The organism is Pseudomonas sp. GW822-FHT03F04 (assembly GCF_058801405.1).
In genome coordinates this window covers 212,011-224,942 of sequence record NZ_JBXANF010000002.1, presented here as the reverse complement: position 1 = coordinate 224,942, position 12,932 = coordinate 212,011, and the positions used below count along the sequence as shown (strand labels likewise).

Annotated in this window: 11 protein-coding genes; 9 read left to right on the top strand and 2 right to left on the bottom strand. The window is 54.7% G+C overall.

Annotated elements, in window-relative coordinates:
* Positions 1 to 16 precede the first annotated feature (16 nt).
* On the top strand, positions 17 to 637 hold the full coding sequence (locus AC1RMX_RS04790; RefSeq protein ID WP_493070725.1) for a transglycosylase SLT domain-containing protein: 621 nt from the start codon (positions 17 to 19) through the stop codon (positions 635 to 637).
* A gap of 69 nt (positions 638 to 706) precedes the next feature.
* Here the strand turns inward: AC1RMX_RS04790 and AC1RMX_RS04785 are convergent, their stop codons facing one another.
* Positions 707 to 2,008: an OprD family porin gene (locus AC1RMX_RS04785; protein WP_096820353.1), complete on the bottom strand. Its 1,302-nt coding sequence runs from the start codon at positions 2,006 to 2,008 to the stop codon at positions 707 to 709.
* Positions 2,009 to 2,382: 374 nt separating this feature from the next.
* On the opposite strand from AC1RMX_RS04785, the gene AC1RMX_RS04780 reads away from it, so the two are divergent.
* From AC1RMX_RS04780 to AC1RMX_RS04745, 8 genes are all read left to right on the top strand, one after another.
* Positions 2,383 to 2,916, top strand: a complete 534-nt coding sequence (locus tag AC1RMX_RS04780; RefSeq protein WP_493070723.1) for a hypothetical protein — start codon at positions 2,383 to 2,385, stop codon at positions 2,914 to 2,916.
* Positions 2,917 to 3,065: 149 nt separating this feature from the next.
* A complete protein-coding gene (locus AC1RMX_RS04775) occupies positions 3,066 to 5,138 on the top strand; it encodes a type VI secretion system Vgr family protein (protein ID WP_493070721.1) in 2,073 nt (690 codons plus the stop codon).
* Positions 5,135 to 5,959, top strand: coding sequence for a DUF4123 domain-containing protein (locus AC1RMX_RS04770; RefSeq protein ID WP_493070719.1), 825 nt, complete (start codon positions 5,135 to 5,137; stop codon positions 5,957 to 5,959). Before AC1RMX_RS04775 ends, AC1RMX_RS04770 begins: the two co-directional genes overlap by 4 nt.
* 68 nt (positions 5,960 to 6,027) lie before the next feature.
* Positions 6,028 to 6,882 (top strand): hypothetical protein, encoded by an 855-nt coding sequence (locus tag AC1RMX_RS04765; RefSeq protein ID WP_493070716.1) that lies wholly within the window; start codon positions 6,028 to 6,030, stop codon positions 6,880 to 6,882.
* A 12-nt stretch (positions 6,883 to 6,894) separates the two neighbouring features.
* Complete coding sequence (locus AC1RMX_RS04760; RefSeq protein ID WP_493070712.1) at positions 6,895 to 9,123, top strand: lipase family protein; 2,229 nt, start codon at positions 6,895 to 6,897, stop codon at positions 9,121 to 9,123.
* Between the two features lie 105 nt (positions 9,124 to 9,228).
* Positions 9,229 to 9,558, top strand: a complete 330-nt coding sequence (locus AC1RMX_RS04755; protein ID WP_493070709.1) for a hypothetical protein — start codon at positions 9,229 to 9,231, stop codon at positions 9,556 to 9,558.
* Positions 9,559 to 9,617: 59 nt separating this feature from the next.
* Positions 9,618 to 10,409, top strand: a complete 792-nt coding sequence (locus tag AC1RMX_RS04750) for a hypothetical protein (RefSeq protein ID WP_192560848.1) — start codon at positions 9,618 to 9,620, stop codon at positions 10,407 to 10,409.
* A gap of 11 nt (positions 10,410 to 10,420) precedes the next feature.
* Positions 10,421 to 12,544: a lipase family protein gene (locus AC1RMX_RS04745; protein WP_493070706.1), complete on the top strand. Its 2,124-nt coding sequence runs from the start codon at positions 10,421 to 10,423 to the stop codon at positions 12,542 to 12,544.
* A 91-nt stretch (positions 12,545 to 12,635) separates the two neighbouring features.
* Here AC1RMX_RS04745 and AC1RMX_RS04740 read toward each other — a convergent pair whose 3' ends face one another.
* The gene (locus AC1RMX_RS04740) at positions 12,636 to 12,917 is read right to left on the bottom strand and encodes a hypothetical protein (RefSeq protein ID WP_493071155.1); all 282 of its coding nucleotides are present in this window, start codon (positions 12,915 to 12,917) and stop codon (positions 12,636 to 12,638) included.
* Positions 12,918 to 12,932: the final 15 nt, after the last annotated feature.

Sequence of the window (12,932 nt, the reverse complement as noted above, 5' to 3'; positions counted from 1 at the left end):
GACGGGATGACGGCTTTTGAATTCGGGGCGTACGGTTGGACTTTTGGTATTGGCGGCACTACTGACCGGTTGCGGAACATCGCCACCGCGTTCGCCGGAAAACATCTGCGAGATTTTTCGGGAAAAGAGTGATTGGTACGACGCGGCGCAAGTCACGCAAAAGCGCTGGGGCGTACCGATCCAGGTGCCGTTCGCGATCATGTATCAGGAGTCCGGCTACCGCTACGACGCCAAGACCCCGCGCAAATACCTGCTGTGGGTGATTCCGTGGGGTCGCGTCACGACGGCATCGGGCTATGCGCAGGCCAAGGATGAAGTCTGGTCCGACTACCAGAAAAGCACCGGCCGTCACGGTGCCGACCGCGAAGACTTCGACGACGCCATCGACTTTGTCGGCTGGTACATGGACAAGACCACCTCGGTCAACGGCGTGTACAAGTACGACGCTTACAACCAGTACCTCAATTACCACGAAGGCTGGGGCGGGTTTCGCCAGAAGACCTATGCCAGCAAGGCGTGGCTGCCGCCGGTGGCGCGCAAGGTACAGAACCGCTCGGACATGTACGGCCAGCAATATGCGGCGTGCAAGGATGATTTGAATCGCGGGTTCTGGAGCCGGTTCTGGCACTGGCTCTGATCGCAGGCCAAAAAAAACCATCACGAGTTAACTCGCGATGGTTTTTTTCGGCCAATGAACTGAACGGGTTTACAACACCGAAAAGTTGTAACTCACAATCAACCGGGTCTCATCCACGTCCCGGGCGAACTTCTCGTAGTTGGTGCGATACGTCGCATTACGCAAACGCAGGCTGACGTCCTTGAACGTGCCGCTCTGGATCACGTACTTCAACTCGCTGTCGCGTTCCCACTCTTTGCCTTCCTGATCGCTGCCCGGAACCTTGATGTGGTCGCCGTTCACGTAACGGGTCAGGAAGCTCAGGCCGTTGATGCCGATCGCCTTGAAGTCGTAGTCGTAACGCAGCTGCCAGGAACGTTCCTGTGCGGCGGCGAAGTCGTTGACCTGCACGTAGTTCACCAGGTACGGGTTGCTGCCATCGAGGTAAGGCATCGAATTGTCACCGTTCATGCGCTGCCAGCCGGCGCTGAAGGTGTGGCCGCTGATGCCGTAGGACAGCATGCCGCTCAAGGCACGGTTGTCGATGGAACCGGCTTTCGCATCGCCGCTGTCGGCGCTTTTCAGCAACCGCAGATCGGCTTTCAGCACGCCGTCACCCAGCGGCTGGTTGCCCAGCAGACCGACGAAGTGTTGGCGATAGATGTCTTCCAGCTCGGCGTAGTGATACTGCGCGGTCAGGCGATCGTTGATCTTGTAATCGAAGCCGTACATGTCGAAATGATCGGCGGTGACGTTGCAGGCATAACGCTTGTTCTTGCAGTGCACGCGGATGTCTTGCGAATCGGTCGAGTCACGGGCGGTGTATTTGTCCAGGCGCGCGGCCATGAAAGTCAGGTCCTTCACTTCCTTGGACGTCAGCATCGCACCGTTGAACATGGTCGGCAGCAGGCGGCCGTCGTTGTACTTGAGCAGCGGCAGATCCGGCAGCAGCGCGCCGTATTTCAGCACGGTGTCCGAGACTTTCACCTTGGCCGTCAGGCCCATCTTCGCGTACTGACCTTTCGAACCACGCGGGTTGTCGCCGCTGGACGGCAGCAAGCCGCTGTTGCTGCGGTCGGGGCTGGAATCGAGCTGGAAACCCGCCATGCCCAGCGCATCGATCCCGAAACCGACGGTGCCTTCGGTATAGCCCGATTGCAGGTTGAGAATGAAGCCCTGCGCCGACTCTTCGCGCTTGGACGCGCCCTGATCACTGGAGGTGTGCCCATCACGGAAATCGCGGTTGAAGTACACCGTGCGCGACTCGATCTTCGCCGTGGTGTCTTCGAAAAAACCGCTGGCCTGAACCTGCGCGGTAAAACCGGCGCACAGCACAAAGGCTCCGAAGCCAAACGACTGGCGCGGGGTGATGAGGGGAAATGGGGGACGCATTGAAAACTCCAACAGAACAACGATTGCGCAGGGGCGCAAACAAACCAGAAATAGCTTCCGTCCCGGAACAGTGAAGAACCGGAAGGAAGTGAACACGCGGGGGTGAGCGCCCATGATGGCAGATGGCTTTGACGTGCTACAGGCGACTTTAGTCGGACGCTGAGGGTGTGTTCCGACCAACGCCCGGTCTGCAGGTTAGTACGACGAATCCGACCTGCGTTTCAACCTGCGTCTAGCCGGTCGTGGAAAACACGCCACCAGAGGCCTAAAGTACCGCGGCAAATCGAACGGCGTTTACAACCTCAAAACAAGTGAGTGCGCCAGAAAGCTGGACGCCGACCTAACTCGATGGATGTACTCAGAGATACATTGAAATGAAAAAGCGGTGGTTACCCTTCATCCTCGCGCTTGCCTGTCATCCGGCTTTTGCAGACGCCCAAAAAAACCTTCTGGATTGTCCGCTTTCGGACGGTTCAATCGCATCCCTGCTGTCGACCTCCCGCGACGATGGGCAGCGACTCTTCGTCAACATCGACAGCCAGACCGAAACTGCCTTCACCGACATGCCCGATCCGGACTTTGTTGGCGAAGTCGTCATGGCCAAATGCATGGGCTCCAGTTTGGTCTACGCCATGAACTATGGTTCTCCCTATATGAAAGGAGCCGTTTTACGCAAAAATCCAGGCAGCGGAACCCTTGAGCGCATTGATTTTGCCGAAAAGGCACTTCCGGTTTCTCTGTACCTGAATGCTCGGCAGATGCGCCTGATCATCCCCAACGAAGGCTATGAGATTCCCGAAAAATTTATCGTCTACGATTTCATCAGCCCGAAAGGCCAGCCGGAAGAACCCAAAGGGATGAATGCGGTGCCTGACAGGAAGGGATTCGAAGTCATTGATCTGAAATGACCGAACAGTCGTGAAACCCTCGTATCCATTGGAGAAACCGCCCGTCCTAGGGGAATGCCCTACTCCTCTCGCGGGCATTTGCGGGTTGTACGAGCCCGGCTAATCCTGCACCATCCGCCCACGCTAATCCAAAGGACGGAAATCAAGGCATGCTGGACGCCAACGCTACCCACATTACCCTCACGCTCGAAGGCGCTTCGGCCGATCTGCAAGTCCTCAGTTTCACCGGTCGCGAAGCCCTCAACGAACCGTTCCGTTTCGACCTCGAACTGGTCAGCGCCCGTCCCGACCTCAAGCTCGAAGAACTCCTGCACAAGCCCGGCTGCCTGACCTTCGGCGCCACTGGCGAGGGCAAGATTCACGGTCTGGTGTATCGCATCGAGCAAGGCGACTCCGGCAAGACCCTGACCCGTTACAGCATCAGTCTGGTGCCGCAACTGGCCTACCTGCGGCACAACCATGACCAGCAGATTTTCCAGCAACTGACGGTGCCGAAGATCATCGCCCGGGTCCTGGAAGATCGCGGCATTCTGGCCGACGCCTACAGCTTCCAGCTCAGCGCCGAGTACCCGGAACGCGACTACTGCGTGCAGTACGACGAGTCCGACCTGCATTTCATCCAGCGCCTGTGCGAAGAGGAAGGCATCCACTTCCACTTCCAGCACAGCAGCAGCGGCCACAAACTGGTGTTCGGCGATGACCAGACCGTGTTCCGCAAGCTGAAACCGGTCAACTACCAGCAAGACTCCGGCATGACCGCCGACAAACCGGTGATCAAGCGTTTCAACCTGCGCCTGGAAACCCGCACCAGCCGCGTCAGCCGCCGCGACTACGATTTCGAGAAACCGAAGATCCTGCCCGAGGGCGCAGTCAAATCCGAGTTCATGCCGGACCTGGAAGACTACGACTACCCCGGCCGCTTCACGACGCGCGAGCGCGGCAAGTTCCTCTCGACCCGAGCGCTGGAGCGCCATCGCAGCGACTACAAACTGGCAGAAGGCAAAGGTGACGAACCGACCCTGACCAGCGGCCATTTCCTGACGCTGGCCGAACACCCGCGCGCCGAGTGGAACGACATGTGGCTGCTGCTGGAAATCTTCCACGAAGGCAAGCAACCGCAAGTGCTGGGCGAAAACGTCACCAGCGACGTCACCGACAACAAGAGCGATTTCCACCAGGGCTACCGCAACAGCTTTGTGGCCACCCCGTGGGACGCGCACTACCGCCCTGCCCTCGAACACCCGAAACCGAAAGTCCTCGGCAGCCAGACCGCCATCGTCACCGGCCCCGCCGGCGAAGAAATCCACTGCGATCAGTACGGCCGCGTGAAAGTGCAATTCCACTGGGACCGCGACGGCCAGGCTGACGACAAGACCACTTGCTGGATGCGCGTCGCCAGCGGCTGGGCCGGCGCGGCCTATGGCGGGATCGCCATTCCACGGATCGGCATGGAAGTGCTGGTGACCTTCCTTGAAGGCGACCCCGACCAGCCGCTGGTCACCGGTTGCCTGTACCACAAGGAAAACGTCGTCCCCTACGACCTGCCGGCGAACAAGACCCGCAGCACCTTCAAGACCCTCAGCTCCCCGGGCGGCAAGGGCTACAACGAGTTCCGCATCGAAGACAAGAAAGGCGCAGAACAGATCTACATCCACGCCCAGCGCGACTGGGACGAAAACATCGAGCACGACCAGAAGATTCGCGTTGGCAATGAACGGCATGACACCGTTGAAGCCAATGTTTTAAGTGAATTCAAGGTCGAAGAGCACCGCATCACTCATCTGGATCGTGTCAGTGAGATGCGGGCGAATGATCACCTGACCGTGGGCGTGACCCAGCATGTGAAGGTCGGCACCGGTCAGTTCGTCGAGGCGGGCACGGAGATTCATTACCACGCCGGCGAAAAAGTGGTGATCGAAGGCGGAATGGAACTGACGGCGAAGGCTGGCGGCAGTTTCGTCAAGGTCGATGCGGGTGGTGTGACCATCAGCGGTGCGGAAGTGAAGGTCAACACTGGCGGTGCGCCGGGCGTCGGAACAGGCATCGGGATTCTCGAACCCGTTATCCCGTGGCTAGCGGCCAAAGACAAGGCTGGCGCCCTGCTCGTTCCCGCCGTTGTACAAATGGCCATGGCCAAAGCCGCCCGGGAGGCAGGCAATACCCGTTGCCCGATCTGTGAAGCTTGCCGTGAAGGCAAATGCGATTTGGGGGCCACAGCATGAGTGATGCTCTCAACAATTGGCTGAGTGAACAGTCACGCCTCAATCGCGTGCTGATCTTGGCCGTCGACAGTCTCGCCGAACCCAACCCGGTTACGTCGCTTTACAGCGCTGGGGCGATGCAGCGTTCGGTGCAGCTCTACCAACGTACCGAGTACGCGAAATTCGCGGCCATCAGTCCATGGCTAATTGAGCTGGACAATCCAGGCAACGAGGCGTTTCGCCAACTGCTCGACGCCCCCCAACGCAACTGGGGCTGGATCGGCAGCATGGATCAGGCCGACCTCGACAGTCTGACCCAGCACTGGGTCGCGCGCATGGTCATCGACGAAGACGGCGACCGATCACTGTTCCGCTTTCAGGACAACCGCGTACTTGCCCGCTGTCTCGGCAACCTCAAGGAAAGCGAATTTGTGCTGCTGCTGGGGCCGATCAGCAGCGTTCTGTATTGGGATGAAAACCAGTGGAAACGCACGGACAACGGCAAGCCGGGCATGTACCCGGTACCCAGCCCTGAACCGTGGCTGCGCAACCCCGAGTCCGGCGAACAGGCGAGAAGCATCCTGCGTGACAACCTCAGACGCTGGCTGCTGACCTATCACGTCGAAGCCGCCGCTAATCTCGCCGAAACCCGAGTGGTCAGCGAATGGCTGGAGGAGCAAATGGATTTACTCGATGCATGGGGCTGGCAGACGCCGGAGCAGCGCGAGTTGATGCTCAGCCGGCGACTGTCTGAGCAGTGCATGAAAGATGTTGCGTGGGAGCCATTGCCGGAGGAGTCACCGGAGGTTCATTTTGCGCGGTGTCAGCGAGTGTTCGGATAAATCAATCCACGGCCTGACGGCACGAATTTTCAGAAAGCCATCCCAATGGGATTGGTTTGGAGTATCCAGTGAGCAGGATCTTTCTTCCATTCAGTACCAAATCATTAGCTTTGTGGATGCTACCTTTGATTGGAGCTTGCAGCTCGGCCGGCCAGCTCGTTACGAGTACTGTTGACGGCGCATCCAGCTATTACGGAACCGACTCATTCTCCCTCGTAGCGACGTCTCCTGCCAATTTCGGGCTGGTATCGAAAGCACAGTACGCATCCGAGGCAGGACAAACCTGCAAGGTTTATTCACCAGGTCTTGGCGGCGAGGTCTCACGACGGCATCAAAAAACCGACGAAATTGATATTAAGGATGTGGAGCAAACCGCCACCTTTAATATTCCCCTTAGTTACCATGTCGCCGGGTGCCGCATGGAGCTGAAGCGGGTAGAACTGTCAATCGAAGCACGCTATGGCCCTTCGTCTTTGGATATTGCTGGAGATGTGGGCGGAATATCCATCGTGAGCAACGCCTCACATAGTGAAAATGACAGCGCAACAATTGCTAACTTTCGTGGAGTGTGCACTTGGATGTTTCAGCTCAGCGAAGCAAGAATCCAAAAAGATGGAATATCAAAGGTTCTTTCCTGCAGTGCGGCGGGCTCGGACTGGACAGTGCCGAGCGACTATACGGAGCGATCCAAGATTGGCGGCAGTATTCAAAAATCCAAGTTAAATAACAGCAAGGTGACTGTTGACTTCCGCGTGGCGGGTGAAGAAGAACCCAGCATGGACAATCGGTGGATTAAAACTGTAAAAGGCTGGAGACCCTGCCAAGGTACCGAAAAATCAAATCGCTGCCAGACACCTCCTTCCTTTAAATCATTCAAAATGAACGGTCGCGAGTGCACGGTTTATCCCGCTTGCACTGAATAAGGACATTCCCTGATGACGGAACCATATCTGTGTGACAAGAGAGTCTGCCCTGCAAGGGGCAGCTGGATTAGTTTCAGGTTCGTGGACGAATTTGGAGACGGAAAACCATATGCCGGCTTGACCTACGAGCTGACTGACTCAGAGGGCGAGAAGACGGAAGGTCGCCTTGATAGCGACGGTTATGCGAAGGTCAGTGACAGCTACAAAGGGCCGGTTACGTTGTCATTAGCAAAGCCTTACGCTGGTGGGGACAAGTGGTATGAAGATCTTGCTGACCGAAAAAATTACCGACTTCCACTGACCGACTTTCAAGTCGCCGCTGAACAAACCTTGCATCGCCCAATCGGTAGTGCAGCAAAGAGCGGTGCATATAGAGCCTCGTCAGAGAAGGCCGAATTTTATAATGTTGAAGTACGACAATTTGTTAAATACTCTCGCCATCTTCCAACCGCAGCAAAGCTATCCAAACCTGTCCCCTATGGCTGGACGAAACTTGCATGTGACTTTGGCAAAAATAAAGTACCGGACTATGGAACAGCTTTACTTCCGGACAAACACTACGTACTTGAGGTTCGCGCGTTACGCGCATATAGACCGCTGATCTCACTTTCACCGAAATTCAGCGCAATCAACCTTTATCACATGTCGCTCTTCGCGACGCTGAGTTACGCACCTTTCGGACAGTTTCCGTTAGATCCGAATGCACCGAAGGACCCGAAAGACGAAAAATCCAGAGAGCCTGGTGGGGAAATCAGCTTTCCAGTTGTCGGCAGTATCGGCCACGTGCTTCAAACCTGTCTGGCTTGCCATGAAGAACCTATGCGCTACGCAGACTCAAAAACGCCAAACTATCCAATCGTCGAAGATGTGCCGTATTCGAAACGTTTGGAGATCGTGCCGTACGATCCGAAAACCTACAGCGCAGCTGATGAGCAAGAAACGCCATCGCAGGTCCATTTTTTCAGCGATGAACGTCAAGGAATGACCGATTGGAAAAATACCGACACTCAAGCGTTCGCTACGCATGATGACCGTATGATTTTAATCGCAGTGCGCGGAACCGCCGAGAAATGGGATGCATGGCGAGACGGCGACGCAATGCAGGTCCCGGTCGAAGATGGCGTAGGAAAAGCTCACCAAGGTTTCCATGAGGGTTACGTCGCGGTAAAAAAATTCGCCATCAAATACCTCGACAGGTTTCGCACTGGTAACCAAAGAATCATGGTGTGCGGACATAGTCTCGGCGGGGCAATTGCACTCTTGCTGGCGGCCTGGATTCGTAACAACTATGACGAGAACGTGATTCTTTATACCTTCGGTGCTCCACGAGCGGGCGATGCGACATTCGTTGAAAGCGCCAAAGGGCTGATTCACCACCGAATTGTAAACAACAACGACCCTGTACCTAGCGTACCCGCTGGCTGGATGGACACGAAAAAAGCTGTGTGGATCACAGGTGTTGCTGCAACAGTTACTGGCGGCGTGGCACCAGTTGTTGGAGGCCTTGTTTTTGGGGCGGGGTTAAGCCGCTTCGGTGGAGAACCCTATCGACATCAGGGCGAACAACGTTACTTCATGCCGTTGAGACTGCCGGGCAACCAAGTGTCTTCGATTTTGTGGACACCGGGGTGCGAGGGCTACGAAGAGTCCGCGATGACTCAACTGTGTTACGCGAACCTCAAGAATAACGATACGCCAGATCGGAAGAGTTTGGCTGTCCAGGCGCTTAACGCTGGTGATCACACGATGCTGAGCGGCTATATTCCGGCGTGCTGGGCAACCCTGCGGCGTTGGCAAGATACGCAAACCAGTGGCGGGAATATTTTGACCGCGCGCGAAGCGGTTAACCTTCGCACGCAGTTGGAAAATTACCGTTCTGCTCTTGAACAATGGCAGCAAGCACAACGGGTCGAATTCCCAGGTCGAACGATTGAGGGCCGACCGCAGGATCGAGCCACTGCTTCCCAAAGACGATCGACGATGTCCGACTTGCAATCTCGTCAAAAAGAGATCGACTTGGCTATCCGACACAATGAGAACGAAATGGTAGAAATCAGTGAATCCTTGGCACGAATAGGATCGCTTGAATCAACACCGTTGAATATCGCCGACGTTTACGGCGACCGAGCCGACCTTCCCGAACTCAAGAAACACGTTGAGCGTTGGGCGGCACACAAGGAAAATCAGGCCGTTGTCCGAGTTGCTCAGATTCCGCAAGGCGCAACGTCCAGCACAGCCTGACCTTGCCTAGCTTTGCTCTCAGCCAGCCCCCGCACTAATGTACGAGGGCTGGTTAGTTTTTCGGAACAAAGAGCACTGACTCAGAGATAGCTTGAATCCGGCGCCTTGGCTGCAAGTCCCTACCCCACCGGAACGAACACGCGAAATCTGCGAGCCAACCTGAAATGCTGGCTGCTGGTGTATCACGCCGAAACCGCTGCAAAACTTTCCGAAACCCGCCCCATCCTCGAATGGCTGGAAGAACAGATGGACCTGCTCGAAGCCTGGCAATGGAACACGCCGGAGCAGCGGGAGTTCATGTTGACCCTGCGCCTCGATCCCAGGAATGCCGAGGACCTGGCCTGGCAGCCCCTGCCGGGGGAAACGCCGGAGAAGCATTTCGAGCGGTGCGAACGTTTTTTCGCCGATCACAGCGACGCCGCCGCACTGAATTGAATTCAAGACCTTGGGCGTCACTCGCTCGAAACGACCGCCACGGGACAAAGGACAATCAAATGCGTCATCGCAATGTTTTCAATGGGTTTGTTCGCAGCTTGATGATTGGGCTGGGTGCGATTGGGGCTACTGGTTGTTCGGTTGCTCAGCAGGACAGCTTTACGTTGGTGACGGAGCTTCCGCCGGGGTTTGAGGTGAAGGGTGAAGCCATCTATGCTCCTCGCACTGGAGAAACCTGCAAAGTCCCGCCAAAAAATGGCAAGAATCATCCTGGGTTAAAAATTTTTAAACAGGAACTGAGTGAAAAAGCTCAGACAGCGCAGTTTACGATCCCGCTTTCCAGCACTGACGGCGGCTGCCCTTTGGTTTTGGAGCGTTTTGATTACGAAGTAGATGCAAAATATGGTGCAGCCAGACTTAACTTGGGGCGAGATTACACCAGCATTGCGTTCGAAGACGCCACAGCAAATAACCAGCCTTCTCTCTCACCTCTTTTATTAAAAAGAGAATGCGAGTGGCTATTTCGAACAATCGGATCAAATCGATACATAACAAAGATATTGAAATGCAAGGCAATAGGTACTTCGCAAGATGAAAAAGACTCTGCCACCAGTTCATTGTCGCGAGCTCAACTGGCAGGAAAGACGCTGACTGTAGAGTTTTCCCTTTCAAAGGAGGAACGCCCATATATGGGCGATACGTGGATCAAGTTCCCAGAGGGATGGAAGCGTTGCATGGGCGAAAATCTTGATGATCAATACGGATTTTGTCGCGGTAACAAAAAAGACTTTAAGTCCTTTAAAATGCCCGACGGTCGCGAGTGCACTGTTTACCCAAACTGTACTGAATAAGGATATTTTTTATGGCATCCCAAAACACTTGCGATCCCATGTTAAGCGAAAAGTCGGAAGCATGCCCATTGCGTGGCGACTGGATCAGCTTTCAACTGGTTGATGAAAATGGCGACGGCAAGCCATACGCAGGCCTTGCGTACGTCTTAAGCGATAGCGCCCATCAACAATACATCGGCGTACTGGATGCAAATGGTTCGGCCAAGGTCATAAACCACTATCAAGGACCTGTTGTACTCACGGTTGATAGCCCTTACAAAGGTACAGAGAACCTCTACAACGCTCTTTCTCAACGAAGCAGCTATCCGCTCCCAATTACTGAACTCCAAGTAAGGGCAGAGAAAACACGCTTTGTAAGAAAGGATGGCACGCGCGTTGAAAACAACCCTGCAAAAAATAACGCTCAGCAATTTTTTCACGTTGAAGTTAAGGACCTTGTAAGCAAATCCGCTCACCTGCCCCCTTACTCAACGAGAAAGTACCCACCAAACTTTAGCCTGCTTAAAATTATGGGTGACTTGGGATTTGGCCCAGAGGAGTCAGAGCTTGGCGGAGTTGCATTATTACCTAACAAGCATACCGTTCTGGAGGTCAGACCGTTACGCGCTTTCCGGCCAATACTTTCGAAAGACAACAAATTCAGCGCATTAAATCTTTATCAACTTTCTTTATTCGCCGCTTTAAGCTATTGCAATTTCGGTCAATCACCTGCTGAAAATCCGATAGATACGGTTAGCTTCCCTCTCGATCCTAGTGTCGGAAACATGTTTGCCGAGGGAATGGCTAGCTACAAGGAACCTTGGAAAGTTAACGCTGGACAGGCAAAACCTTACTACCCTTTATACGAAGATGTTCCGTATTCCAAGCGATTCGAGATTTTGCCTTTCGATCCAACTCTTTATGATCAGAACAAACCTGACTTAAAGGAAAAACAAGAGCACCCTGCGAAACTGCATTTCTTTGACGACAGCGATGAAGGAACTAACACTCAAGCCTTCATAACTCATCATGACGAAATAGTATTGATCGCCGTCCGGGGCACATTGGAACTCGTCGACTTTGTGCGCGATACAGATGCTGAGCAGATTCCCTTTGCAGCGGGTGTCGGCAAGTCTCACCAAGGCTTTTACGAGGCCTATGACGCATTGAGTAAACTTGTCGAAATTTATCTCGGCCAATTTCACACTGGGCAAAAGATAATTATCTGCGGGCACAGCTTGGGGGGAGCAATCGCTACACTCCTTGCTGAGGCCTTAAGACGGCATCCAAATGGTTATGACATTTTGCTTTATACCTACGGCTCGCCAAGAGCCGGCGATGCCGACTTCGTGAATGGCGCAGCAGCTTTGGCGCATCACCGCATGGTCAACGACAACGACCCAATCCCGAGTGTTCCGGCGCCTTGGATGAACACCAGAAAAAGCGTCTGGATACCTGGCTTGGTACTCAGCTTCGTTACTGCTCCTCTAGGTGCTCTGATTTTTGCTCTGGGTTTGACGCGAATAGGTGGAGCACCTTATGAGCACCAAGGTGAGTTGCGCCATTTCATGCCGGTGCATTTCAAGGGACGCGAACAATCTGCTGTGCTCTGGAATCCCGGATGCGAGTCCATCGAAGAAGCCGCCTGTACACGAGCAGTGAAAAAGTTCGGCGACTTGCCTGATCGTGCCATGTTTATCCAGCAACTGTTCCAGATGTCTGACCACTACATGGTCCCATCCTACATTCCAAATGCATGGGCGACGCTTCGCCGATGGCAGCAAACTCAAGATGCCGGCCGTACAGTGGTGACCAAGACTGAATACGATCAGATCTACTATCAACTACAGGAAATGCAGGAACGCTTGAAAGCCAAGGAAGCTGAACTCAATCATTCCTTCCAGCCTGATCGTCGAACTGTTCTACAACAAATCAATTCTCTCCGAGCTGAGATGGGGCGCATCGATACGTCAAGACAACGACTACACACTCTAAGCTTCCAGAAACTCACGCCGGAAGATATCTACGGCTCCGCGACCCAAGGGCCAGAACATGAGATCGATATTGAACGCTGGCTGGCGAAGAAAGAGAACAATGTAGAGGTTCAGCTCGCGATGATTCCTCAGGCGGGCAGCGCTCAGCTAAGGACTGCGTGATTTCAGTATGATCCTCAGCTCTAGCTGATTTCATCCAGCCCAATGACCAAGGGGAGTCCAGACGGACTCCCCTTTTTGCTTTTGCGTTCCGTTAAACCGGCGCCTGCCAGTTCAACATTTTCTGCTGCGCAACCTGCAGCAGGTCATTGCCATCCTGCGCCAGCAGGTACAGCGCATGGGTGATGTGGGGAATGTCCTGGACATCGGCGTGTTTGAAGCACAGGCAGTGCAGGGTTTCGAGCAGGTCGGCGGCGGCGCGTACGCGCTGGACGGCGGCTTCGAGAATGTCTTTGGGGTTGGCTTCGGTGTCGATGACCAGCGGTGCGCTGTCGGTGACGCCGCTGTTGAGCGGGAGGTAGCGGGCGGAGCTTATTTCAGTATTGGCATT